The organism is Sphingobium sp. TKS, assembly GCF_001563265.1.
In the GTDB taxonomy this organism is placed as follows: domain Bacteria; phylum Pseudomonadota; class Alphaproteobacteria; order Sphingomonadales; family Sphingomonadaceae; genus Sphingobium.
In genome coordinates, this window is the sequence record NZ_CP005084.1 from 632219 (window position 1) to 657477 (window position 25259).

At 62.7% G+C, this 25259-nt stretch carries 23 protein-coding genes; 6 read left to right on the plus strand and 17 right to left on the minus strand.

All coding sequences use genetic code 11. The features are described 5' to 3' along the window. Positions 1-10 precede the first annotated feature (10 nt). The 9 genes from K426_RS23640 to K426_RS23680 form a co-directional block, all read right to left on the minus strand. The gene (locus K426_RS23640) at positions 11-1204 is read right to left on the minus strand and encodes a sulfotransferase family protein (RefSeq protein WP_066562954.1); all 1194 of its coding nucleotides are present in this window, start codon (positions 1202-1204) and stop codon (positions 11-13) included. Positions 1205-1325: 121 nt separating this feature from the next. Continuing rightward, positions 1326-2456, minus strand: coding sequence for a phosphotransferase family protein (locus K426_RS23645; protein WP_066562957.1), 1131 nt, complete (start codon positions 2454-2456; stop codon positions 1326-1328). Positions 2457-2458: 2 nt separating this feature from the next. Further along, entirely contained in the window at positions 2459-3541 is a 1083-nt protein-coding gene (locus tag K426_RS23650; RefSeq protein WP_066562959.1) for a TIGR03857 family LLM class F420-dependent oxidoreductase, read from the minus strand. A gap of 60 nt (positions 3542-3601) precedes the next feature. Continuing rightward, positions 3602-4057: a nuclear transport factor 2 family protein gene (locus tag K426_RS23655; RefSeq protein WP_066562961.1), complete on the minus strand. Its 456-nt coding sequence runs from the start codon at positions 4055-4057 to the stop codon at positions 3602-3604. A gap of 11 nt (positions 4058-4068) precedes the next feature. Further along, a complete protein-coding gene (locus K426_RS23660) occupies positions 4069-5262 on the minus strand; it encodes a DUF1214 domain-containing protein (RefSeq protein WP_237230090.1) in 1194 nt (397 codons plus the stop codon). Positions 5263-5355: 93 nt separating this feature from the next. Beyond that, positions 5356-6120, minus strand: coding sequence for a tyrosine-protein phosphatase (locus K426_RS23665; RefSeq protein ID WP_066562965.1), 765 nt, complete (start codon positions 6118-6120; stop codon positions 5356-5358). Positions 6121-6124: 4 nt separating this feature from the next. Beyond that, positions 6125-6637, minus strand: coding sequence for a VOC family protein (locus K426_RS23670; protein WP_066562966.1), 513 nt, complete (start codon positions 6635-6637; stop codon positions 6125-6127). A 33-nt stretch (positions 6638-6670) separates the two neighbouring features. Further along, entirely contained in the window at positions 6671-7462 is a 792-nt protein-coding gene (locus K426_RS23675) for an SDR family NAD(P)-dependent oxidoreductase (RefSeq protein WP_066563899.1), read from the minus strand. A 122-nt stretch (positions 7463-7584) separates the two neighbouring features. Then, on the minus strand, positions 7585-8463 hold the full coding sequence (locus tag K426_RS23680; protein ID WP_066562968.1) for a helix-turn-helix domain-containing protein: 879 nt from the start codon (positions 8461-8463) through the stop codon (positions 7585-7587). A 150-nt stretch (positions 8464-8613) separates the two neighbouring features. Between K426_RS23680 and K426_RS23685 the strand changes: the two genes are divergently transcribed. The 3 genes from K426_RS23685 (at position 8614) to K426_RS23695 (ending at position 10855) form a co-directional block, all read left to right on the plus strand. Further along, complete coding sequence (locus K426_RS23685) at positions 8614-9903, plus strand: sulfotransferase family protein (RefSeq protein WP_066562970.1); 1290 nt, start codon at positions 8614-8616, stop codon at positions 9901-9903. A gap of 90 nt (positions 9904-9993) precedes the next feature. Further along, a complete protein-coding gene (locus K426_RS23690; protein ID WP_066562971.1) occupies positions 9994-10311 on the plus strand; it encodes a 2Fe-2S iron-sulfur cluster-binding protein in 318 nt (105 codons plus the stop codon). A gap of 40 nt (positions 10312-10351) precedes the next feature. After that, positions 10352-10855 carry an ester cyclase gene (locus tag K426_RS23695; RefSeq protein ID WP_066562972.1) on the plus strand — a complete coding sequence of 168 codons (504 nt, stop codon included), beginning with the start codon at positions 10352-10354 and terminating at the stop codon, positions 10853-10855. Positions 10856-10887: 32 nt separating this feature from the next. Here K426_RS23695 and K426_RS23700 read toward each other — a convergent pair whose 3' ends face one another. Next, positions 10888-11541, minus strand: a complete 654-nt coding sequence (locus K426_RS23700; RefSeq protein ID WP_237230091.1) for a TetR/AcrR family transcriptional regulator — start codon at positions 11539-11541, stop codon at positions 10888-10890. 78 nt (positions 11542-11619) lie between these two features. Here K426_RS23700 and K426_RS23705 point away from each other — a divergent pair, with 78 nt between their 5' ends. The 3 genes from K426_RS23705 (at position 11620) to K426_RS23715 (ending at position 14791) form a co-directional block, all read left to right on the plus strand. Next, positions 11620-12558, plus strand: coding sequence for a Rieske (2Fe-2S) protein (locus K426_RS23705; RefSeq protein ID WP_066562974.1), 939 nt, complete (start codon positions 11620-11622; stop codon positions 12556-12558). Between the two features lie 14 nt (positions 12559-12572). Then, the gene (locus K426_RS23710) at positions 12573-13646 is read left to right on the plus strand and encodes an aromatic ring-hydroxylating dioxygenase subunit alpha (protein WP_066563901.1); all 1074 of its coding nucleotides are present in this window, start codon (positions 12573-12575) and stop codon (positions 13644-13646) included. Between the two features lie 62 nt (positions 13647-13708). Next, a complete protein-coding gene (locus tag K426_RS23715) occupies positions 13709-14791 on the plus strand; it encodes an LLM class flavin-dependent oxidoreductase (RefSeq protein ID WP_066563903.1) in 1083 nt (360 codons plus the stop codon). A gap of 182 nt (positions 14792-14973) precedes the next feature. Here K426_RS23715 and K426_RS23720 read toward each other — a convergent pair whose 3' ends face one another. The 7 genes from K426_RS23720 to K426_RS23750 all read right to left on the minus strand — a co-directional run bounded on the left by K426_RS23720 (position 14974) and on the right by K426_RS23750 (position 25141). Then, a complete protein-coding gene (locus K426_RS23720) occupies positions 14974-16629 on the minus strand; it encodes an FAD-dependent oxidoreductase (RefSeq protein ID WP_066562975.1) in 1656 nt (551 codons plus the stop codon). A 73-nt stretch (positions 16630-16702) separates the two neighbouring features. After that, a complete protein-coding gene (locus K426_RS23725; protein WP_066563905.1) occupies positions 16703-17623 on the minus strand; it encodes a TIGR03619 family F420-dependent LLM class oxidoreductase in 921 nt (306 codons plus the stop codon). 213 nt (positions 17624-17836) lie between these two features. Then, positions 17837-18493 carry an NADPH-dependent F420 reductase gene (gene npdG / locus K426_RS23730; RefSeq protein ID WP_066562976.1) on the minus strand — a complete coding sequence of 219 codons (657 nt, stop codon included), beginning with the start codon at positions 18491-18493 and terminating at the stop codon, positions 17837-17839. After that, on the minus strand, positions 18490-19320 hold the full coding sequence (locus K426_RS23735; RefSeq protein WP_066562977.1) for an SDR family NAD(P)-dependent oxidoreductase: 831 nt from the start codon (positions 19318-19320) through the stop codon (positions 18490-18492). The genes npdG and K426_RS23735 overlap by 4 nt, the downstream gene beginning before the upstream one ends. Then, complete coding sequence (gene cofH, locus K426_RS23740) at positions 19317-21656, minus strand: 5-amino-6-(D-ribitylamino)uracil--L-tyrosine 4-hydroxyphenyl transferase CofH (RefSeq protein ID WP_066562979.1); 2340 nt, start codon at positions 21654-21656, stop codon at positions 19317-19319. Before cofH ends, K426_RS23735 begins: the two co-directional genes overlap by 4 nt. Next, entirely contained in the window at positions 21653-22660 is a 1008-nt protein-coding gene (locus K426_RS23745; RefSeq protein WP_066562980.1) for an LLM class flavin-dependent oxidoreductase, read from the minus strand. The genes cofH and K426_RS23745 overlap by 4 nt, the downstream gene beginning before the upstream one ends. A gap of 99 nt (positions 22661-22759) precedes the next feature. Continuing rightward, on the minus strand, positions 22760-25141 hold the full coding sequence (locus tag K426_RS23750) for a TonB-dependent receptor (protein WP_066563907.1): 2382 nt from the start codon (positions 25139-25141) through the stop codon (positions 22760-22762). Positions 25142-25259 lie beyond the last annotated feature (118 nt).

Here is a 25259-nt window from a genome sequence, read left to right on the forward strand (position 1 = left end):
ACTCCAGACATCAGGGTCGCGCGCGGTCGAACAGATGGCCGTAGCGCGCATAATAGCCGGCAAGCCGCTCATGCACCTCGCCCGGATCGATGCCGAACTGTTCCGGACTATGCTTGTGCTTGCCAAGGCGGCTGGCGGCCGGATTATCTGCCAGAAAAGCGGTGATGCGGTCGCGATGCTCGTCGGTGAAGGACAGAGCGAAGCGGTCGTAGATGCGCTGCATCGCCGCCATCGGATCGGCAACGATATCGCGATGGGCGAGGTCGAGAATGCGGCCCTCGATCGCCGGATCATTCGCCCGCGCCTCGGTCGCGCGGGCCATCGCCGCGCACCAGGTGTCGACCACCGACCGGCCGATCGCCTTCAGGTCGTCTGCGCCGCCCACGGCAGCGAGGAACCCCGCGATCATGCTCGACAACGAAGAGAAGGTCAGCACCGGATCGCGATGCGTCCACACCAGCATCGCGCCGGGATAGGCCTCCACCAGACCGGGCAGGTCCATCAGATGCTGCGGTGATTTCAGCGTCCAGCGGCCCTTGGGTCCTTTCCACTGATATTGCTGGAGCATCCGCTTGTGGGTGCGATATTGCCCTTCCGGCACGGTATCCTGCAACCAGCGGGCGAAATCGGGAACCCCCAGTTCGGCCGGAAAATTGGTGCTGGCGAAATGCAGCATCATGCCATGATTGCACTCTCCCGGCTGCGTGCAGTCCATCCGCTGGATATCGGCCAGTTGCGGCGCGTGTTTCAGCCAGTTTTCATAAATGGCCTGCACCTGCGCGATGCGCGGATCGCTGTCGAAACTCGCTTCTTCCGGGGCAGGCCAGGGGATATACCATTCCCATTCGCGGGGCGCGCGAGCGGCCGGATCAAGGCAGAGCAGGTCATAGGTGATCGTCGTCCCGGTGCGCGGCAGGCCGCAGACGATCAGCGGGTCCCCCACGTCCTGCGCGACAATGTCCGGATGCTGCCTTTCGTCTTCGGCGAAGCGCAACCGGGTCGCGAGCAAACCGACAATCTTGTGATGCGCGGTCTCGCGCAGCTGGGCAGGCGGGTCCATCGCCTCGACCGCTTCGACCAGCCGGCGAAAGCCCGTCATGAAGGACAGGTCCGGTCCGAAATCGGACAGTCCGGTCGCGGCGCCCGCCTCCGCGATCAGCGCATCGACGTCGAGAGGCGAGCGCTCCGCGACAGCTCCGTTCATGAATGCCCCTCGTCCGACCGCTGCCTCATGACTCGCCTCTCCACTATTATTCCACACTGTGTATTTAATAGAAGAGGCCGTGGTCAAGCAGGCAATTCACTTATGCCCGCAGCGAGCCGCGTCAGGCCGCCTTGTCTTCCACCGGCGTCAGATTCTTCATGAAGGCCACGAAATCCGGTCCCAGTTCGGGGATGGGCAGCCCCAGCTTTTCGGCCAGGTAAAGGGTCATGAAATTGTCGTTGAGCGATTTGTTCGTCGCAGAGATGTTGCCGATGCCGACCTGCCGGTCGAAGGCGCCCACCGCGACCAGCGCCATGCGGAGCGCCGCGACGATGTCATAATAATTGAGATGCCCGGCCTTCTGTCCGCTTGCCGCTTCCCAGATGGCAATCGTCTCGTCCTTGCTCGGCAGGCCTTCCAGCCGGGTGATACCAAAGCGGCGGCCGAACAGATCGTCGAAATAGAGCCACCAGGCGAGGTCAAGCTCCGCCGGCCCCAGTGCCGCGAGTTCCCAGTCGATCAGCGCGTTGACGCTACCGTCGGCCGCGAACATGACGTTCGACGGCGTGGGATCGCCCCACAACACATTCACCCCCGCATCGGCAGGCATGTTGGCGCGCACATAGGCCATGGCGGCATCGACGATGGGCATCGTCCGGCCGCGCCCCGCAGCCTTGTGCCACGCCTCCAGCGCACCGACATATTGATCGAGACCCGGCCGCCCATTTTCCGGCTGGGCGAGAAATTCAAAGCCGTCGCGCCAGTCGATCGTCGCCAGGCTGGCAAAAGCGTTGATGGCATTGGTGAATGTTTGCCGCCGCTGTTCCGGGGTCATCTCGACCAGCCAGCCTTCCAGATTATAATTGGGCTTTTGCTTGGCGCATTCCCCTTCCACCTTGCCCATCACCAGGAAAGGCAGGCCGAGAATATCGGGGTCGAGATGCATGCCGATCCAGGGCGGCACGGGCAGATCGCCGCGCGCATCGAGCGCCGCCATCATCCTGCCCTGAAGCGCGAGGCTGCTGCCGAACACCACTTCCAGATCCATCGGCTGACGGCGGACCACAAGCGTCTGGCTCTGGGCACCAGCCGGATCGACATAGTCGACGTCGACAAAGAAGATGTCCGCCGAAAAGCCCGCGCCCAGCGTCACATTGAGCGGGCGAACGCGGATGTCGCGCCACTCGGGCTTTTCGCTCGCCAGCCAGTCCTGCAACTGGACGGTGATACGATCGGGAGTCAGCAATTCCATGATTACAGCCCCTTCGCCGCCAGCGCGCGCTTCAGTTCGGTGGTGAGCGGCCCCATATCCTTGGGCGACGAGCCGTGGAGCAGAATTTCATCGGCGCCAGCATCCAGGAACCCCATGAGCTGATCGGCGCATTGGGCCGCGGTCCCCACCGCAGCGCCCTCGTCCAGCCATTGCTGCGGAATGAGCCGACTGACGTCGACCAGCTCCTGCCGCGTATAGGCCTGATCCGCCGGCTTGCCGTTGAGGCCTGCAATCTTGGGATGGGCGCGGATATCCTCCAGCACCTTCTTGTCCCAGCCGTTGATGTCGACGATCAGGTCGCCAAAGCCGGGCAGTTCGAAATAGGTGATGGCGCGGCCGCCGACGACGGCCTCTTCCTCGTCCTTGGGCAGGTCCGGGGCGACGATGATATTGTGATAGATGCGCACGGACATGGGATCGCGGCCGGCCTTCTCCGCCGCGTCGCGGACGATCTTGGCGCTGTTCTTCACCCCCTGCGCCGACACGAAGGGATGCAGCAGCACGCCGTCGCAATGTTCGCCAGCGAATTCCAGGCTTTTGGGCCCGATCGCAGTGAAGATGATCGGCGGGGGCGTGCCGCAATGGCGATCGGTCAGATTGATGGCGGGGAATTTGCCCAGCACACCCTCATAATCGATCTTCTCACCCGCCCAGAGGCGCCGGCAGATCGAGATCAGATCGGCCAGCCGCTCCATGGTGATCGGCGGCGAACCCAGCATCTTCATATAGGCCGGAACCGCCCGCGCGAACATCAGGCGGAACCGCTCGCCGCTCATCGCCTGCATCATGTCGGCGACGCTGGCGGTGACGAGCGGATGGCGCATCGTCGCATATAGGGTGCCGGTGATGCGGATCTTCGACGTGGCCTCGGCCACCGCGCCCGCCAGCACCGCCGGTTCCTTCAGCGCATAGCGTTCGGATATCCACACGCAGCCAAGGCCGATGCGCTCCGCCTCTTTCGCTTCGTCGATGCCGCGGCGCGGATCATTGACCCGCCCGGGGAGGATATAGGTGCCGAACTTGTCGAAAAGTGCCTGCGCGCCGGGTTCCACCGCTTCCGTCATTCCCATGTCCTCTCAAATATATGCCACTGCATTGCCGTTGGGAGGAGCATTGGCAACCTGTCAAACGGCAGGTTCGGGATGCACCTCGACATAGAGGCGCGTGAGCTTGAGCGCAGCGATTTTCCACTGTCCGTCCTGACGCACATAGCGTTCGGTATAATGGCCGAAACCGGTGATCGACTGACCGCCGGGGATCGGACATTTGCCCGGCGCCCAGACCACCCGGTCCTGCATCGCCGTGATCATGTCCGCCTCATCGCCGCGCAGGTCGATTTCCGACGAGTGGATCTGATGCGCCGAGCATGCGTCGATGACCGCGGAACGCACCTGCTCCAATATGGCGGCGTGCCCGCTCATCGGGGGATTGCCGGTGTCCTCCTCCACATCCAACACCGCATCGGGCGTGAACAGAGAGAGGAAGCCATCCCAGTCCTTGGTGTCGAGAAAGCGGCAATAGCGCGCCTTCACATTGCGGATCGCCTCATAGTCGAGAAGTCTGGCCAGTTCGTCGCTCATTGGTTCCCCCCTCACCAGATGATGCGCGTGTGCGCGCGGAGCGTGCGTTCGCGAAGCGCTTCGGCGCGCGCGTCCGGTGTCACCAGTACAGTGTCGGCGGGCAGATGGCTGCGCACGTCGGCGAGCTTGACCTTCTTCATCGTCGGCGTGGGCCGCTCGTCGGTGTTGAACCAGCGCCCCTGCACAGCGCCGCTGGCATAGCCCGATGTGTCAAGCCAGTTGTGAACGCCCGGATCGTGCGCGGAAATGACCGCGCGAAAATAGCCGTCGCCATCGACCACGGCCTGCGCCGCATTGAGGCTGGACTGATTATGATACCAGTCGGTCGTCTCATAGAGTTCGTTGGTCAGGATCAGCGACCAATAGTCGACTTCCCTGGGGATCTGCACCTCAGTTATCAGCGCCTCGTCATCGGCCAGATCATAGGCGCCCTCATAATAGGACTGCCGGGCAAGGCCCGTCATCTGCGAGAAGTCGACGACCTTCAGCGTGTTGATCAGCCCCTCGTCGCGCAGTTTCTGCACCTTGTCGGGAAAGGCCAGCGCACAGACCGTCGCCGTGGCGGGAATCTCGGCAAAACGATGCGCCAGTTGCGCCAGCGTCGGGCGTCCCTTGGCGGCGTGATCGGCATCCAGACGCACGATGCCGAAGCGCGGCTCGCGCTCGACACCCCAGTCGCAGGCGACGATCCGGACCATCAGCTTCTCGGTCGCGGGTTTTAGTTCCCACCAGTCGCCATCATAGCCGGCGGGACGCGTCGGCGAGAGGATGACATCGAAGGCCCCATCGGCACCGATATGCAGATCATTGAAATCATTGGCGTCCTGTGCGGGATGATGCTGGCCGGTGCGCAGCGTGTCCGGGCCAAGCTGAGCCAGGATCATCATCCGCGTCGTGCCGCGATCGCCCCGGATGCGATAGGTCCCGCCCTTTTCGATCAGCGCCGCCTTGTAGATCGTATCCGCATTAGGCTGAAAGATATTCTGGCAGATATTGAGTTCGGGCACGAAAATCGGGTGACTGCGATCATGCATGATCGCGTCGTTGGTCGTCCGCAGCACGCCCGACAGCAGCAGGCGCATCGATTCCTGCATAAGCTGTGGATCGCCGCGCAGCCTTTCCGGGATACGGTCGCGCATCAACTGGCCCAGGGGGCGAAGCTGGTCGAGCAAGTCTTCCCATTCGAAAATGCCGTTGTCGCTCATCTCATTCTCCACCATCTTCTTCCGGTTGACGGCCGACGCCCCGGCAGCAGAAGCCCGGCCAGGGTGGCGGACACGCCCGCGCAGATTTCCCGCCTAGTCTGTGGCAAGCAATTGTCTCAGCGCCGCTCGCCGCCCCGCGTCGACACCTGCCGCCTCGAAATAGCCTTCGATCCCGCCCCAGCGCGTCACGACCATATCGAGCGCCCGCGTGAGGAAATCATCCTGCACACCGATCAACACCGCCACCATGTCGTCGGGCGGAACGAAGCCGAAGGTCTTTTGCAGATCGCGCTTGAGATGACCCGACACGCGCAGATTCTGGCCGAATATATCGGACTTGCGATAATCCTCGACAATCACGGGACGCGACACTGCGAGCAGGTCTAGGAACAGGGCGACGACGACACCGGTGCGATCCTTGCCTGCAGTGCAATGGACCAGCATCGGCGTGTCATGAGCCAGCAGCGCGTCGACCATCAGCGGCAGATGGGGCAGAAAGGCCTGCGGCATCAGGCCGTAATTATGCGCCATCACCTCGGCGGCGCGCGCGGCGGTCGGCTCGTGACCGAGCGACATCCACATATCTTCCCCCTGCGCGCGCAGGTCCGTATTCATGTCGAGGTCGAGCATCCGGCAATCCGGGCCGCACCAGTCATGAGGCGCCGCATCCCTCTCGATCGTCGATCGGAGATCCGCCACCGAGCGAAAGCCCAGGTCCGACAGTTCCGCATGATGATCCTCGAAAAAACTGGCCGGGCCTTCGGACCGGAACAGGATGCCGGACCGGACCTGCCCTCCGCCCGCGGTCGGCAGGCCGCCAATGTCGCGGAAATTGAGGCGGGACAGGGCGATGGTCATGCAATCAGTCCTTTACTGGCGGATAGGTGGGGACGACGGCGCGCATCTGCGCCAGAAGGTCGGGCGCCATCCAGACATGCTCGACATAATGGCCCAGCGTCGCGCGCTCGTCGGTATAGATATATCGCAGCACGTCGCCTAATGCGCCCTCGAACACAACCGGGTGCCGCGCCAGGTCGAGCGAGGCGACATGCGCCTCCCAGTGGGCAAGCGGTCCGTCGATCCGGGTCGCGACATGATGAAAGCGAATGGCCAGGTCATCGCCCTCGGGCAGAAAATCGCTGAACAAGGGGGCCGTGTCGCCCACCGGTTCGATCAGTTCGACCTCCACGCCGCCGACCACCGCCAGCGCGATCTTCAGCACCGGCTTGCCGGTCGGGTCTTCGCCGGGCTGGATGTTCGACAACTCGAAGAAGCCGGGCGTGCCATAAGCGTTCTTGAGCGCGGCCATCGCCGCGTCGAGATCGTTGGTGACATAGGCGACCTGGCAATGCTGGCTGTTGGGCCGGGCGAACATGCATATCTCCTGCTATTATCGACAGTCCGTCGGTCAGTTGGCGGACATCTTCCCCCCGTCCACGACCAGCGTGTCGCCAGTGTGATAGGCCGCCATGTCGCTCGCCAGATAGACGACCGCGCCTTCCAGATCGGCCGGCTTGCCCGCTCGCCCGAGCGGCGCCTTCGCGGCGACCACGTCCGCAATCATCTTGCCAACCTCCGGGTCTGCAAATGTCATCTCGGTTTCGATGAAACCCGGTGCGATGACATTGCAGCGCACGCCGATCGGACCGAGTTCGGCCGCCAGCGCCTTGGCGAGGGCATTGAGCGCGCCCTTGGCAATGCCATAATGGGCCATGGTCGGCACGCCCTGGAAGATCGAACCGCTGCCGCAGATGATCAGCGAGCCCCCCGGATCGCCCGCCTCGGCGCGCGCCTTCATATGCCGCGCGCCCTCCCGCAGGGTGAAGACCGCGCCATCGAGATTGACGTCGATCAGCTTGCGATAGGTGGCGACGTCCATGTCCGTGAACGGCACCCGGCTGGCGATACCGGCATTGGCGACCACCGTGTCGACCCGGCCCATGGCATCGAGCGCGCGGGCGAAGCCGGCAACGATCGCGGGTTCGCTGGCGACATCGACCACGTCAGCGAACACCCGCACCCCATGCGCGCGCAACGCCGCTGCCGCCTCCTCATTCCTGTCGGCGCGCCGCCCCCAGAGGATGACGTCACTGCCCGCGCGGGCGAGGCCGCGGGCAAAGCCGAACCCCAGCCCCGAATTGGCGCCCGTGATCAGCGCCACCTTGCCGCTCAGATCGAACAGGTTTTCCGGCACGTCCAATTCTCCCGTTGGCCGCTCGAACATAGGCGGCGCTTTGACGCAACATTGCTGGCGACCGCGCCGATGGACAAGGGGGGCCAGTTTCGCGATCGCGCCAATGCCATCGCGAAACGGCCCTGCCTTCAATGCATCATGCCTTCACGAAACTGCCGGGGCGTCAGGCCGGTCGCCTTGCGGAAGGCGGCTGAAAAGGCGGCCGCGCTGTCGAAGCCGCAATCCCAGGCGATGACCTTGATCGCCGGGCCGGCCTGGCGCAACAATTGCTTTGCCCTGTCGATCTTGCGGTCGGCGACATAGCGGGTGAGCGTCTGCCCCGTAGCAACCTTGAACTGGCGGAAGAAATGACGGGTGGAAAGGCCGCATTCCGCCGCCAACTCGGCGACGGATGGGGGCTTACCCGGCTGCTCGATGCGATCGCCGATGCGTTGAAGCTGGGCCCGGGACATGCCACTCCCCCGTATTCCGGTATCGCCGCCCGAAACGCGCAGATAGCGCTGTAACTCGATCGCGGCCTGAAGCCATATCGCCTGTGTCAGCATCTCGCTGCAAAAGCCGGGCTGCGCAATCTCACCCGCAATGCGCCGGAGCGCCTCACGCACGGCGGGGCTGCGAACGTCGAGCGATGCCTGCAAGGCGTCGTTCGACAGATCCGGCTCGTCATGATCGAATCCCATCCCGTCGAAGCCGCAGCATATCGATGTCTGCTCGCCCTCGCCCCACTCGGTATGAAGTTCGCTTCGGGCCGGGACGAACAGCACGTCACCCAGGGCGCTGGCTCTGCCCTCTCCGATCCCGCCATAGCCGCCACAGGGACGACCGGGGCGAGGAGACAGCGCGAGATCCAGAAAGCTGCGGGGCGACGAAAATATCCCGCCCTGCAGGCCACGGAAGCGATAATGGTGCAATTCCATCACCACGCCGGGCAGCGCGATCCGGCCCCGAACCGTACACTCCATGGCCGGTGTGACGGGCAGATCATAGACCTGGGAAACAGCGTTCATCTAAACTCTCCGAACAGTTTCGCGTGCCGCGATGCCATCCTGCGCAGCATGGCGCTTTTGCGGAGCATTTGGCGCAGTGGCGATGGCTGCGCACCTTGCGGAAGAAAGGGTCCGTGCTTTTAGATGGCGCATCGATAAAAGGAGAGCGACATGGGCAGTCCCGCGCAGGAAGAGGCCGCGCGCCGTAACATCATTGACATTACCGACCTGCATCACCCCGTGCTGACCGATGTCCAGATGCAGGTGATGGCCGGGGCCGAAGCGGCGGCGGATCAGATCGTCCTCCAGCCGGAGGTCATTTTGACTGCGGCGCAGGCGCAGACCGGGCTGTCGGATTTCGGCGCGGACGATTTTCGCGAACGGCTGGCCGTATGGTGCCAGGCCGTGGACGAGGATGCCAACGCCTCGGCGGTCACGCGCGCCAATCTGTTCCAGATGATGATCCGCTTTGCCGCGACCCGCCTGCGGATCGAGGACATAGTGAAGCGCCACCCGGAGATATTGGACATCCAGATCGTCCGGCCGATCATCGTCGCGGGCCTTCCCCGATCGGGCACGACGCATCTCCTCGGTCTGCTGTCGGCCGACCGCCGGTTCCGCTCCCTGCCCTGGTGGGAAGCGATCGCGCCGGTTCCCGCCCCTGACGAAACCCCGACACCTGAGGATAGCAATCCCCGCTGGACCAAGGCGGAACAGGGCTGGCGGATGATGGAATCCATCCTGCCCCATATGGCGATCATGCACGAATTTTCGCCCGATCATATCAGCGAGGATATCGAGCTTCAGGCGGTCGACTTCTCCTCCTATCTGATCGAGTGGCTCGCGCATGTGCCGCGCTGGCGCGATTATTATCTCAGCCACGACCAGTCGGGCACCTATGCCTATCTGAAGAAGGGCCTTCAGGTCCTGACATATCTGAATGGCTCGAACCGCTGGGTCATCAAATGCCCGCAGCATATGGAGCAGTTACCCGCCCTCTATAAGACCTTTCCCGACGCCACCTTCGTCCTGACCCATCGCGATCCGGTCGGATCGATCCGGTCGCAGCTCACCATGTATAGCTATGCGGCGCGCATGTTCCGCAAGACGGTCGATATTCAGGAACCGCTTGGCTACTGGCCCGACCGTTATGAGAAGCTGCTCCGCGCCTGCGTGCGGGATCGCGACATCCTGCCCCCCGACCGGACGATCGATGTCTATTTCCACGACTGGATCAGAAATCCCGACCCGATCCTGAAGGAAATCTATCGTATTGCCGACATCCCCCTGACCGATCAGGCGCTGGCCGATATGCACAGCTATCTGGCCGAGCATGGCGAGCAGACAAAGGGCAAGATCGTCTATGATCTGGAACGCGATTTTCATGTGACCGGCGAGGAATTGCGCCGCCCCTTCGCTTTCTATTTCGATCGTTTCCCGGTCCAGGTCGAGGTGAAATAGCCAATCTCACAACCTGCCTTTCGACAGGAGGGAAATCAGTGCGCCCTGATTAGGAGGGGGCATCGATTCCGATTCCAGCAGAGGAATGCCATGCCCGAATTGAATGTCATTACCCGTGACGGCGCCCAGCAGACGATCAAGGCATCCGCCGATACGTCAGTGATGGAAGCCATCCGTGATTCCGGTTTCGATGAGTTGCTGGCGCTATGTGGCGGCTGTTGCTCCTGCGCGACGTGCCATGTCTATGTCGACCCGGCCTTCGCTCAGTCCCTGCCCCCGGTATCGGACGATGAAAGCGATCTGCTGGATGGATCGCCGCATCGCAACGACTATTCGCGCCTGTCCTGTCAGGTCATGATGTCGGAAGCGCTTTCGGGCCTTACGATCACCATCGCGCCTGAAGACTGAGCATAACGCACCACCCCTGAATGAATGAGAGAGGACTATCATGGCCTGGAAAGAAGATATTCGTGAACAGCTCGACGTGTCGGATTCGACCGTACTGACCGACAAGCAGAAGCAGATGGTCAAGCATTGGACCGACCTGCAGGAAACCCTGAATGCCGGCGACTTTGACGGCATGGATCGATTTTTCCATCCCGAATTTCGCTACGGCAACCCCAACCGGCCGGATCTGGGCACCTATGAGCAGTGGAAGACCTCGCCGGTCGCGCTCTACAAGACCTTCTTCCCCGCCGCCTACAAGACCATCGACGCGGTCGGCAAAGGCGACGATGAAATCTGGATCTACGCGACCCATTATTGCAAGCATGTCGGCGGCCCCTATATGGGCGTGCAGCCGACCGGCAACGAGTTTCAGGTCAACTGGTTCTCGATCGTCAAGTTCAAGGACGACAAGATCATCAGCATCTTCAGCATTTCCGACGTGCTGACCATGCTGAAGGACATCGGCGTGGTGGAAGTCCCCCAGCCTGTCGATCCCTATAAGTAAACAGATGTGCCACTGCCCTTCTTCCGCGTCGGTCAGGCGACCGGAGGAAGGAGGGCGGCGAGCAGGAAGGCGGCCAGGCGATCGGCATGCTCGGCCGCATGCATATCATCCACTTCCTGCCCGGCCCCCAGCCGCTGCTGCATCGGCACGGCACAGAAATAATAGCCGACCCCCTGCACCAGCAGCGCCATCAACGCCGCCGTCGACAGGCCGTGAACCGGCCGCTGCAACCGCACCGCGTCGAGCAGACCATCGAGCCGCCGCTGGAACGGCAGCACAAAATGTTCGACGATATGGTCAAGCCGCCAGGTCGAACGGCAGCCTTCCACATTGGTCAGCGACACGATGTCGCCATTGCTCGTCGCCCACAGGCAGAAACGCTGGATCAGATGGCGCAGCCGCACTTCCGGATCGGCCGGCTCGTCAAAAGCGGCTTCGACGAAGGGCGAGGCCTGCGCCATGCGCCAGTCGACCGCGCGTATCCACAGATCCTCCTTCCGGCCGAACCGGACATTCAGGAGATTGTGGCTGACCCCAAGCCGCTTCGACAGATCGCGCAGCGTCGTTCCCTCATAACCGCGCTCCGCGAAGGTTGAGAAAGCCAGGCCCAACAGCTTGTCCTCATCCACGGCCTGGGCGGCATTGAGGGCGGGACGGCCGCGGGTGCGCTGGGGACGATCGAGCATCTGCAGATTCATAGTGAAAAGACGTTGACATATAAATTGTCATCCGTCAATTTAATCGAAAGGAGAGTGGATAGCGCTATGAGTCTCGATTCTGATCTTTGGTGGGCTGTCGCACGGTCCGAGGAAGTGACCTCCGAAAAGCCGCTGTCCGTCGATATCGGTGATCAGCCGGTCGTGCTGTGGCGCGACAATCACGGTATCGCCCGCGCGCTGGAGGATCGCTGTCCCCATCGTCGCGCCCCGCTATCGCTGGGCTGCATCCGCGACAATGGCTGGATCCAGTGCGGCTACCATGGCTGGAGCTATGACGGCGAGTCGGGACGCCTGAAGGAAATCCCGAACATGAAGGACCAGCAGAAATTCCCGCCGATCTACAAGGCCAATGCCTTTGGCGTCAGCGAGCAGGCGGGCTTCGTGCGGGTCTGCCTCAATCCCAAGGCGGAAGCGCCGCTCAGCGCCGATCCCAAATACAGCTATATCGGCACGGTCAACGTCAGTTGCAGCCATCAGGAATATCTGAATGCGCTTTATGACGATCCGAGCCTCGTCATCGCGATCCGCGGTGTCCGCTTCAGCCCCTATCTGATGTCGGAACTGCATGAGGAAGGCGGGATGCTGGTGATGGAGCGCAATTGCCAGTGGCACCCGCTGCATTGGCCGTCGCATTTCGTGGCCGAATTTCCGCTTACCCTGCTGACGCGCACCCATCCGCTGACTGGCGAGACGCAGTTGACGCTGCGCGACGACCAATTCAACGATCTGCTCCACGCCGTTCTTTCGCCCGTCCCCTCGGCGCGGGGGGTGACAGCCGTCCGCTGGCGGGCCGAACTGGGCGTTCGCCATCCGGGCGTGCGCGGCGCGGTGCTGCGCGGGATCAACCCGCTGTCGGTGCTCGCATCGGTCGACGGATCGAAACTGCGTGCCACCAAGCCCACCGTCTCGCTGCATGGCGAGGATCTGCGCAAGGCAATGCTGGAAAGCGCCCCCGCGACCCATGATCAGACCGTAGCGGCCTGAAGGAGGATTTGAAGATGCTCGAAACCGCCGATCGTCCCGTTTCGCACGACGACAATTCCGCCGCGCCATCAGGTGGCAACCCGATCGCCCTGAACGCCATCAACCGCTGGGTGCCGCATAATCTCGTGATGCGCGACAGCTGGTTTCCGGTGGCGCATGATTATTCCGTGACGGGGAAGCCCGTCCGCCGCGCCATCTATTCGCACCCCATCTTCCTGTGGCGCGACAATGGCGTCGCCGTCGCCAGCGAATTCCATCCCAATGAGCGGATCGCACGCGACAAGAGCGAATTTACCGACGCACGCGGCCGGTATCCGGTGATGGAACATTATGGCGTGGTCTGGGTGTGGTTCGGCAACCCGCTGGCGGCAGACCCGGCCCATCTCCCCAGCCTGCCCTTCCTCCCTCCCAAGGGTGGCCTGCCGCGGCACATGACCGCGACCGTCCGCTTTGAGAGCGCCGCGCCGATCAGCCTGGAAAATCTGATCGACCTTACCCATGCCGACTTCCTGCATGCCGACGTCGTCGGCGACGAACGGTCGGACAGCGAAACCGTGGAAACCTTCTACGACAGCGAGACCGTCACCATGGTCCGCACCTGCGTCAACAAGTCGGTCGCCCCGGTGATGAAATTCTTCAGCGGCATCAAGCAGCCGACCCAGAATGTGCGGCAGGTGATCCGCATCTATCTGCGCTCTCACTGCGCCATCGCCTATGGCCGGTTCAGCCCCGGTGACGATGTGCCGCTGTTCCACCCCTGCACGCCCGAAACGCGGGACCGCACGCGGATGGAAATGGTCATGAACACCTCCAACGCGGGCCTGATGTTCCGCCATGTCATGCCCAAGGCGGGTTACAAGGTGTCGCGGCAGGACAGCTACATGACCTCGCCGCAAAGCCCGCGCTATATGCGCCATACCGACCGCAAGGACCTGCACAGCAAGTTCGACCAGGCCGGGCAGCGCTATCGCATGGCGATGATGGAACTTGCCGACCGGCAGGCGAAGGGCGACTTCGCCTATCGCGACAATGTCAGCGCCGATTGCAGCGACATCATCGGCCTGCGCAAGGAACTGTTCCAGTTCTGATCTGATCTCTCCCCATGGGCGGACGGCAGCGTCCGCTCCTTTTTTCCTTTTCCGGAGTCGCCATGTCCAAGCTCGTCAATGCCGTCGGCGGTGAACGCCGCTGGTGGGCCGTCATGCCCACCCTGCCTGCCCCCGCCATGGCGGGTATCGGCCAGCAGATGGAACAGGCGGGCTTCGAGGGCTGCTTTTCGCTGCAAATTTACGGCCCGCCCTTCGTTCCGATGGCTGCGACCGCCGCGCTGACGAGCAGCCTGAAGGTCGGCACCGGCGTCGCTATTGCCGGGACGCGCAGTCCGGTGGAAACCGCCTACGCGGCGATGGACGTCGATCGCATTTCCAATGGCCGCTTCGTGCTGGGGCTGGGCTCCAGCATCAAGAGCTGCGTCACGGGCATGTATGGCGAACCCGAACGCAAGCTGCTGTCCCACCTGCGCGAAAGCGTCAAGGTGATCCGCTATGTCATCGCCAACGCGCATAAGGGGCTCGATCCGATCGAGGGGGAATATTTCTCCGCCGATTTTGAGGAAATGATGCTGACCGCGCCCCCGGTGCGGGAAGAGATTCCGATCTGGATCGCGGCGCTACAGGACAAGATGACTGCGCTTGCGCTGGAAATCGGCGACGGTCTGATGGTCCATGCCCTCTGGTCCGCGGCCTATACCAGGAGCCGACTGCCTTTCATCAACGAGAAGCTGGCCCAATATGGCCGCAGGCGCGAAGATATCGAAATCAACGCCTGGCCTTGGATCGCGGTCAATGATGACAAGCAGAAGGCGATCGACGACAGCCGCGCCACCGTCGCGGCCTATTCCGGATACAAGGAATATGAGCCCTTCTTCGAGGCGATCGGCTTTGGCGATCAGGCGCGCGCCTGCCAGTTGAGCCTGGGTGAGCATGGCGACATCGCCAAGGTCATCGGCAATGTGTCCGATGCGATGGTCGAAGCCTTCGTGACCTGCGGGCCGGTGGACGAAGTTCTCGAAAAAATCGAGCCGTTCTGGGATGTGGTGGACTCGCTCTGCCCGATGACGCCCTATCGGGATCTGACCATGGACCAGCTGACCGACTATAATGCGGGTCTTTTCAAGCTGGTGGCGACGGCTCGGGCGCGGGCCGGCATGGTTGCCGAACCGGCGTACAGCTAGAGCGCGCTGCGTTAAATTCGGCGCAGGTCGCGCGCTCTAAGTTTCTGTTGTCGCATCGTTTATGCGGAAAACCGGTTTCCACTTTTCCGCACGATGCTTTAAGGTTGATCTCAGTAGTTGCTACGGCAGGAGCCGGGGCCAAGGATAACCTTGACCCGGCTCCTGCCGTCCCCCCCAAAGAATCAGGCCGGCACCAGTGACTCGGCCATGGCTTTGCCGGCGATGAACCCTGTCACCATGGCCGGGCCGACATTGCAGCCATGCGCCGGCGATTTGCCGCGCCAGATGGAATTGGCATCAAGCCCGGCCGCAAACAGTCCTGCTACCGGCGCGCCATCTGTTCCGATCACGCGGCATTGCGCGTCGATCTTGAGGCCCACCGTCGTGGACCCGTCGCCCGGATAGATTTGGATGGCATAGAAGGGTGCCTTTTCCACCCGACCAAGACACGGGTTGGGCTGATGCCTGGGATCGCCGATCTCGATATCGATCTGCGTGTCGCCCTTGCCGAAATCCAGATCCTTGCCGGTCTCGGCATAGCGGTTCATTTTCGCGACCGTCGCCACCAGCCCGTCGGCGTCCACACCGATCTTGTCCGCCAGTTCGCGCAGGCTGGGCGCCGCTGTGACATAGCCCGCCGCGATCAGTTTCTTGAGACCGCCGCCGCCGGGATACACCATGCCCATGCCATATTTCTTGATGAACGCGGCATCCCCGATGATGTGGGCGGGCACGGTGCCGCTCTTGTGCATGGCCTCGACAAAGTGGACGGACGCCTCATTCCCGAAACGCTCGCCCTTGGCATCGACCGCGATGCAGCCGGGCTTCGACATGTCGATCAGATGCGCGTAGCGCGCGACATAGCCGTCCGGCCGCGTCATCTTGGAAACCACGGCCCAGACGGCATTGACCAGATTGTCGCCGTCCAGCGACGCCCCGGCATCCAGCCCCATATTCATCCCGTCACCGGTATTTTCATAAGGCAGGATCGAGATATGCTCCTCGGCATAGGGGATATAGGCCTTGCGCAACTGCTCACTGGCCGAAAAACCGCCGGACGCCAGCAGGACGCCAACCCTTGCTTCGATGTCCTCGCCGCCGACGCGCACGCCGGTCACGCGGCCGGCCTTCACCAGCAGCCGATCGACAGCGGCGTCCTTGCGGAGCGTGACGCCAGCATCGATGGCCGACCGGATCAGCCGCGCCGCCAGCGCATTGCCCATGGTCAGCCGCGTACCGCGCGGATAGCGGCGCACCTTGTCCAGGCCGAATTTCGCGGCCAGCTTGCCGAAATGGAACAGCGACCTGGGCGACGGCATTTCGGCCAGATAAGGAAGGTCGAACAGATCGATCATGAAGCCGCCCGGCGCGTTGAACTCCTCGCGTGCCGGACGAAGCTCGGCGAAGTGATCGCCCAGTTTCTTGCCGTCATATTCCTGCGGCGAAAGCAGTCGGCCATGATCGGCGGCGCCGCCGACTTCAGGGTACCAGTCACTGCTGGGCGGCGAGAGAAGGAAATGAACCTCGCTGTTCTTGTCCAGCCATTCCACCATTTCCGGACCGGCGTCGAGATAGGCGTCGATCAGCGCGGGATTGGCCGTCGGTCCGATCACGTCCAGCACATATTGGCGCGCCACGGCGCGGCTGTCCTCGACACCGGCGGCCTTGGCCTGCGGGCTGTCGGGAATCCAGATGCCGCCGCCCGAAACCGATGTCGTGCCGCCGAAATGTTCGGCCTTTTCAAGCACGAGGACCGACAGCCCGGCGGACGCGGCCCTGATCGCCGCAGTCATGCCCGCAGCGCCCGATCCCACCACCACAACATCATATTGGGCCATCAAGTCCTCCCGATCAGTCTTGCGATGTCCATGAGGAAAAGCGCGCCAGCTCGCGCCTTTCCCCCGGCAGGTTTCAGATTTTGGGCATGATTTCCTCGGCCACCCACTGGAGCCGCTCAAGATATTCGGTCAGCCCGGATATGCCCGGCGGCAGCGGAACGATGGTTTCATTGACCCCCAGTTCCTTCAGCCAGCCCACCTGATCGATGACCTTTTGCGCGTCCCGCGTCCCGGGCGCGCGCGGGTCATCCATGATCTCATGATGCGCGCCGACATTGAGCATTTCGAGCGCAAAGAACATGTCGATCGGCCGTCCGTCATATTCAGGCTGCGAACGGATGAAGTCGAGGCATTCCGGGAATTTTTCCGGCGGGGTGCGGAAGGGCGACCAGCCGTCGCCGAATTTCGCCACGCGCCTGAGCACCGGTTCGGCATCGCCCCCGAACCAGATCGGCAGACGCGGTTGCTGCACCGGCTTGGGCGCGAACCCGACATTTCTGAACCGGACGAACTCGCCCTCGAATTCGGGCTTTTCCGATGTCCACAGTTCCATGATCGCGGCGACATATTCATCGGCCATGCGCCCGCGCTGGTGGAAATCCACACCCAGCATGTCGAACTCTTCCTTCAGCCAGCCGACCCCGAACAAGGCCGTGGCCCGGCCGCCGCTCAGCCAGTCGAGCGTCGACCAGGCCTTGGCATGAACGATCGGGCTTTGCAGAGGCAGGATCGACACCGAGGAACTGAGCTTCATGTTCCTGGTACGACCGGCGAGGAAGGCGAGTGCAACCGTCCCATGAACATAATGGTCGCCCGACAGCGCTATATGTTCCTGTGGGATGATGAAATGTTCGCCCAGCATGCATTTGTGGAAACCAAGTCGATCGGCCGTCGCCACCGCCTGTCCGATGTCATCTCCGGTCAAAGCATATTCCCAGGGCTGCGTCATCGCGGCGACGTGCATGCTGTTGGGAACGCCGATGTTGAGCTTCATGATGATCCTCCCATATTCTCCGGGCGAAAGGATAGACGGGGCGGGGTGCGCGGCACCTTCCCGCCGGAAGGGGAAGCCGCCCTGAAATCTGTGCCCGACGATTTTCGGCACGGCAAAATGCCCTTCCCCCATCCTCACCATCAGCCGTGCCCTGTCCGAAGAGAGGGTCAGGGCTTTCGATGGGCGGATTCCTTCGAACCCGTCAAGGCAGCGTCACGCCTCCAGCGGCACGAGTTCGCCCGTGATGCGAATGCCCGCGCCGTCGACCTTATAAGTCTTGTTCATGAAGATCAGGATCGACGTCAGCGCTTCGGCAGCGGCGGAATTGACGAGCGCACCACCATGCAGCCCCCGCAACCCCATGGCATCAGCCAGTGCCACAACGCGCGCCCGGGCATCCTTGTCATCGCCAAATACCAGCACGTCGCACCCGACATCGACATCCTTCGCCAGCTTGTGCGCGGCGACATTGTGGAAAGCGGAGACCAGCGTGACATCCTGTCCCAGCACGTCCTGCGCCTTCTGGGCGGCGGAGCCTTCATCCGGCAACTGGACGCGCATCACCTTGGGCGGAACGAGCGGGACAGTCGTGTCCACGACCAGCTTGCCCGCGACATGGGGGGCAATGTCGCGAAGCGTCGCCTCCTGTGCGGCAAAGGGCACCGTCACGATGACAATGTCCGCTTCCGCCGCGACATCCGCATTGGCGCCCCCGCGCAGACCGTGCCCCAGTTCCGAGGCTGCCTTTTCCGCACTTTCGGCTTTTCGCGATCCGATCGTCACGGGATAACCGGCACGCGCCAGCCGCCAGGCGATCGCAGCGCCCAGATTGCCGGTGCCGCCGACGACGGCAATGGCAGGAAATGTCATAGAATGTCCTTCGATTGGTTGGCGGTAAAGCGCATCATGTCTGCAAATACCGCGGAATGGGACGTGAACCCGCCGTCGGCGACAATCGAAGCGCCGGTGATGTAGCGGGATTGATCGGATGCCAGAAACGCGACTACCTCTGCAATATCCTCCGGCCGACCGAGATAGTCGACCATATTATGCTCCCGCATCAGCGCCTGTGCCTCCGGCGGCATGTTGCGGTCCAGAGCCTCCGTCATCACCAGCCCGACAACGACGACATTGGACCGGATGCCCTGCTTTCCATATTGCGTGGCGATATAGCGGGACAGGCTGAGCAGGCCGGCCTTGGTCGTGCCATAAGCGGGAAAGTCGAGATCCCCGGCGAGGCCCTTGCCCGATCCGGTAAAGACGACCGAACCGCCGCCCGCAGCGATCATGCGCGGGATGGCATGTTTTGCGGTGAGCATCGCCCCGCGAAGGTTGACCGCAAAGGCACGGTCCCAGAAGTCGGCATCCATATCTGCGATCAGCCCATCACCGGCCAACATACCGGTCTGCGCTGCATTGGCGTGCAGGATGTCGAGCCTGCCGAAACGATCCACGACCTGGGCGATGCCGTTCGCCACCGTCTCCTCGTCGGTGACATCCATGATGAGGGCGATCGCCTCTCCGCCAGTTGCCTCGACCCGCGCGACGGCTTCATCGAGCGGCGCAGCCTCCGGCCCTGCCACGGCGATCTTCGCCCCACGGCCCGCCAGCATGAGCGCGGTGGCCAGACCGATGCCGGTTCCTCCGCCGGTGACAATCGCAACCTTGTCCTTCACCGGATATTGCAGGTCGGTCATAGCGTCTCCGATAAGGCAAGGGGCCGTGGCGGCACCGGTTGATAAAGTGTCGTGCGCTGGCGGACAGGCCGTCCCACCGAGGCCGCCAGAGCCTGCATTTCCTTAGGCCCGAATTCCTGCCCATTGACGCCACCGGCAGCCCGGGTAATCGATTCATCCATCAGCGTGCCACCCATGTCATTGGCGCCTGCATTCAGGATCGCCGCGGCCCCTTCCGGTCCCATCTTCACCCAGGACACCTGGATATTGGGGATCACCGGATGCAGCACGATGCGCGCCACCGCGTGCATCAACACGGCCTCCCGATAGCTTGGCCCGGACCGTGCCAGCCCCTTGCGCCAGATCGGCGATTCCATATGCACGAACGGCAGCGGCACGAATTCGGTGAAGCCGCCCGTCTCCTCCTGCAACCCGCGGATGCGGAGCAGATGGCGCGCCCAATGGCGATATTCCTCGACATGGCCGAACATGATCGTCGCCGTGCTGCGCAGGCCCACCCCATGCGCCACGCGCATCACCTCGATCCACTCATCCGCCGTCACCTTGTCAGGGCAGATGATGGCGCGAACTTCGGGATCCAGTATCTCCGCCGCCGTGCCGGGTAGCGTGGACAGCCCCGCTTCCCTCAGCCGTGCCAGATAATCCTCCAGCGGCAGACCGAGCGTGCGCGCACCGTGCGTCACCTCCAGCGGCGAAAAGGCATGGATATGAATATCGGGCGCGGCCTCACGCACTGCCTTCAGGACATCAAGATAGGTGTGACCGTCATAATCGGGATGAATCCCGCCCTGAAGGCAGACTTCGGTCGCGCCGCGATCCCAGGCTTCGGCCGCGCGGCGTCCGATCTCCTCCATGTCGAGCCTGTAGGCCGGACCGCGCATGGCCTTGGTGCTGCCCTTCGAGAAGGCGCAGAAACCACATTTGTAGAGGCAGATATTGGTATAGTTGATGTTGCGGTTGACCGCATAGGTCAGCATGTCGCCCACGGCCTGCCGCCTCAACCGATCGGCCTGGTTGACGATGGCGGTGAAATCATCCTGCTCGGCATCGAACAGGGTGACAATGTCCGCTTCGCTCAGCCGCTCACCCTCCTCCGCCGCGGCAAGGATGGAGAGGACCGATCGGGAGGCCAGAACGGGCTCCACGGCCATGATGTCGGGCGCGGGATCGCCATGCCCTGCGGACCAGTCGTCGACCTTGGGCAATCCCCGCCCGTCGATGGCACGCAGGATCTGGGTGGCGATGGCTGGCGCTACCCAATCCCGCGCGGCGAGCGCATGACGCGGACCGATGGCGAGCCGCTGCATCAATATGCGGCCCGCGGCTTTGGTGGCGTCCTCCAATATCTCCAGATGCGGCCAGGGCGCCTCCGGGTTTACATGGTCCGGCGTCACGGGCGACACCCCGCCCCAATCATTGACGCCGGCCCGGATCAGCGGCGCCAGATCGACGCGATCGTGGAGATTGGGCGGTGCCTGGATCGTCATCTCAGGCCCCAGGATGATCCGCGCGGCGGCGATGCCCCAAAGATGATCGTCAAGCGACGGTTCGGCATGATCCGCCATCCGCGTTCCCGGCTTTGCGCGGAAATTCTGGATGATGACTTCCTGAACATGGCCGTAGCGGCGATGCAGATCGCGAATGGCGACCAGCGCTTCCACCTGCTCATCGCGGGTTTCGCCGATGCCGATCAGCAGGCCGGTCGTGAATGGCACGCGCGCCCGTCCGGCCTCCTCGATGGCGGCCAATCGCAGGGCCGGCTCCTTGTCGGGCGAACCGAAATGCGGGCCGCCGCGTGCGCACAGCCGGTCGGAACTGCTTTCCAGCATGATGCCCATGGAAGCGGAATGCGGCCTCAACAGCGCATAGTCGGCGCTGTCCATCAGACCGGGATTGAGATGAGGCAGCAAGCCCGTCTCGCGGAACACCAGTTCCGCCATTTCGGCAAGATAGGACAGGGTCGAGTCATGCCCAAGCCCCGCGAGAGCCTCACGCGCAGCGGCATAGCGGGCCTCCGGCCTATCGCCGAGCGTGAAAAGGGCTTCCCGGCATCCGGCCGCCGCCCCCGCGCGGGCAATGGCCAGAACCTCGTCTCTGCTGAGATAGGCATCACCGGCGCGGGCCGGCGTGGTGGCGAAGGTGCAATAATGGCAGACGTCGCGGCACAATTTGGTGAGGGGGATGAAGACCTTGCGCGAATAGGTCACGCGACGGCCATGCGCTGCGACCGTCATCGCCTCCGCTGCCTCCATCATGTCCGCAAGGGACGGGGATCGCAGCACCGCCGCAATCCCGGCCGCTTCGTCTTCGCTCAGATGCAGTAGATCCAGTGTCACATCGCACTCCTCGCCAGGGCAAGCCCGCGAATGGTTTCTAGCGGCGCCGCATGTCCGGGCAAGGCCGCGATGAAGGTCGAGACGCCCATCGCCTCAAGTTGCCGCAGCATGTCCGTGGCCGCGTCGACGGGTCCTGCCAACGTATCGAAATCCGCCAGAAACCCGGTCAGCCCCAATTCTTCCATCAAGGCCACATTCCTGCCGCCGACGACCACATGTTCGGTCGGGTCATAGCGCGCGTGCAGTTCATCGATCTTGCCGCGAAACTGCGTCGGGACACGCGCCAGCGTTTCGGGCGTGCGGAAGGCCATGCCGTTGACGACGATGAACGCCTTGAGATCGTCAATGGCTTGGTCCCGGCTGGGACGGATCGAGGCGAAGGAAACGACCCAAATATCGATCGACAAAGGGTCCCGCCCCGCCGCCTGCGCCGCTGCCCGGACCGTATCGATCCGGTCCTTCAGCGCGTCGAGATGGCGTTCACCCGCGAACAATATGACGCCATCGGCTTGCTCGCCCGCCAGAGCCAGCGCCTTGGGACCGAAGGCGGAATAATAGATCGGAATCGGCCGGGCAAAACGGAGCGGCTTGATCTCCGCTCCGTTCAGCTCCGCCGGCCGTCCGGCAAACAGGTCCCGAAGCGCCGCCAGTTCCGCCCGTATTTCCTTTTGCGTGGCGGGCGGCCGCCCGATGGCCAGAACCGTGCTGCCGCCCGTCGCCAGGCCCAATGCCACGCGCCCGCCGGAAAGATCGTCGATCGTGCTGAGCGCGGAAGCCGTTACCAGCGGATGCCGCATGAAGGGCGATGTGACAAGCGGCGCCAAAGTCGCTTTCGGGGCGTCCAGTGCAGCGAGGGTAAGCGACACATAGAGTTCGTGCCAACCCGCTGGCGAATCGCCCACAGTGATCAGCTCGAAACCGAGATCGGCAGCAAGACGGACTTCTTCGCGAAATCCGTCCAGCCTGTCCCCCCACATGCTGCATATGCCGAGCTTCATGGCCATCCTCTCGGGAACTTCCTACGCCCTGCCGCCTCGGCGCAAACCTGTCCTTGTAGAGGGGGAAGGCGGACGGATCGCTCACCCTCCCCCCTCACAGGCGTTTTAGAATGTATATTTGGCCGTGACGCCCCAGGTCCGCGGATCGCCCGCATAGACCGAACTGGTGGGGAAGGACGGCAGAAGAACGCTGGAGGCCGAGAAATATTTCTCGTTGAAGAGGTTCTTCACATAGACGCCCAGATCAAGGCCCGTGCCCCCGATCCCGCGCCAGTCCAGCCGTGCATTGGCCAACTGGTAACCCGGCAGCTTTTCGCCGTTCTGACCGCCGAAATCGTCGGTCATGAACAGGTCGGCGTTGAGCACGACATCGCCGTCAGCCGGACGGATCGGCAGGGTCCAACTGACGCTGGCCGTGCCGGAAAAGCTGGGCGAATATTTGTTGATCTGGCCCTCGCCCAGCACGATCGTCGAAGGCAGCCCCGCTGGAACGGTCAGGCTTTCCACCTTCACATTGGTATAGGCGGCGTTGAAACCGACGGTGAGGCTCCGCACGGGGCTGATCGATGCTTCCAGTTCCACGCCCCAAATCCGCAGATCCGCGACATTGGCGGCCAAAGACCCGTTGGTCGGCGAATCCGGGGTGCCATTCGGAACGGTCGTCTGCGTGTTCAGGAACTGAAGGGCATTTTTATATTTGCTGTAATAGGCGGCGATATTGAGGCGCCCGCGTGCCGATCCGACATGATAATCATATTTGGAACCGATCTCGACGTCGGTGATCTTTTCCTCTCCCGTTTTCTGGAAAGGACGAAGATCCGCGCACACGCCTCCGGTCGCGACGCAGGCCGGGTTTGTGCCGCCCGTGGTAAAGGGCGTTTCGAACAGCGGCGTGTTCACATTGGCGCCCCGATAGCCGCGCCGCGACACGATATAGAGTAGCCAGTCCGGCGTCGCCTTGTAATCGAGCCCGATGGTCCAGCTCGGCTCCTGCCCCTTGTTGGATACCGTGCCGACGCCGTCGGCCAGACCTAGGGCGGCGGTGTTGAGGCAAGTGGCTTCATCGACATAATTCGTGCCGATGGTGCCACCGCAGGCCGATACCTTGTCCCAGCTGTAACGCGCGCCCAGATTGAGCTTCAGCTTGTCGGTAAATTCATAACCGATCTGGCCATAGACCGCCCAGTTCTTGTTGCGAACATGCGCCGTCACCGCCGGAGCAGGGACGCCACCAACGGAAAATGCCGTGAACTGCGACCCGCTGGGACCGTCCGGCTTGTCATTATTGTAAAATGCGCCAACGATGAAATTGAACGAACCAAAGTCGCCCAGCAACTGGGTTTCATTCGTCAGATACTGCCGATCCAGCACGGATGACGCTGTGAACAGGGTGAACGGCACGGCCGAAGGCGCGGGAGACGGTAGACCCGTGGGTATCTGCAGCAGCGGCAGGCCGCCGGTGTTGATCAGCTGATAACTGTAATTCTTGCGATAGCCGAAAATGTTGCGCAGCGTCAGATCGCCAAAGCTGAAAGACGTATCATTGGTGATAGACGTGGTCTTGCGATAGGCCGCACCGCCGTTGATGCCGCCATCGAACGATCCGCGACGATTGGCCTTCTGCGCCTGCAGCGCCGCCTGCACCTGCGGCTCGACTACCCCCAGCCCCAGCGCGGCGAAGGGGTAATTCTCACGCAGCAGATAAAGGCCGCCGGCCAGTTCATCGCCCTTGAAATATTCATAGATGGTCGTGCTCTTGAGGCCCTCGACCGGCTCGACCAGCAGCGACAGGCGGAAGGCGTCCTGATGGATATTGTCGAAGCCCGGGCCACCGTCGAAGGCGATCCTGCGCGGGTCCTGCCGGCGGATCTGGCCCGCCGCGCGGAAGGCGATCTTATCCTCGATGATCGGGATATTCACCGCGCCTTCCAGCTCGCGATAATCGAAGCGGCCGTAAGTGCCCTCCACATAGCCTTCGAACGCGTAACTCGGCTTCTGACTGCCGATCACGACCGCCCCGCCCAACGTGTTACGGCCGAACAGCGTCCCCTGCGGCCCCTTGAGCACCTGAATGCTGCCGATATCATAGGTCGGCACGTTCGACCCGACGGACGGCAAGGGGGTGTCGTTGAGATAGATGACGACGCCCGGCGTCACTTCGCCCAGCGGCAACTGGCCAATGCCCCGCAGGGTCAGGGCGACGTTATCTTTGCCCCCTTCGGATGAGAAGGTGAAACCCGGCGCGATCGTCTTCACGTCGCTGACCGTCTGAACGGTGCTGCGTTCCAGCGCCTCCGAAGAGAAGGCGGAAATGGAGACGGACACATCTTGCAGCCGCTCTTCCCGGCGACGGGCTGTGACAACTATGTCACCCGCATTCGCGCTTTCCGCCTGCGGTTCGGCCGAGGTTACGGGCTGAGCCCATGAGGGGAAAACAACAGCCGCGGCGCTCGCAACCAATGCCAATTTCAGAGCAGCCAATCGCATAAAAATCCTCTCCTTGAACCAGTTATCGCTGCCACCTGCGCGCGGCGCAAGCGTGATGACCTGCGGCAAATTCAGCGTTCAGCCTCATTAACCACCTATCGCCGGATAGGATTTGCGC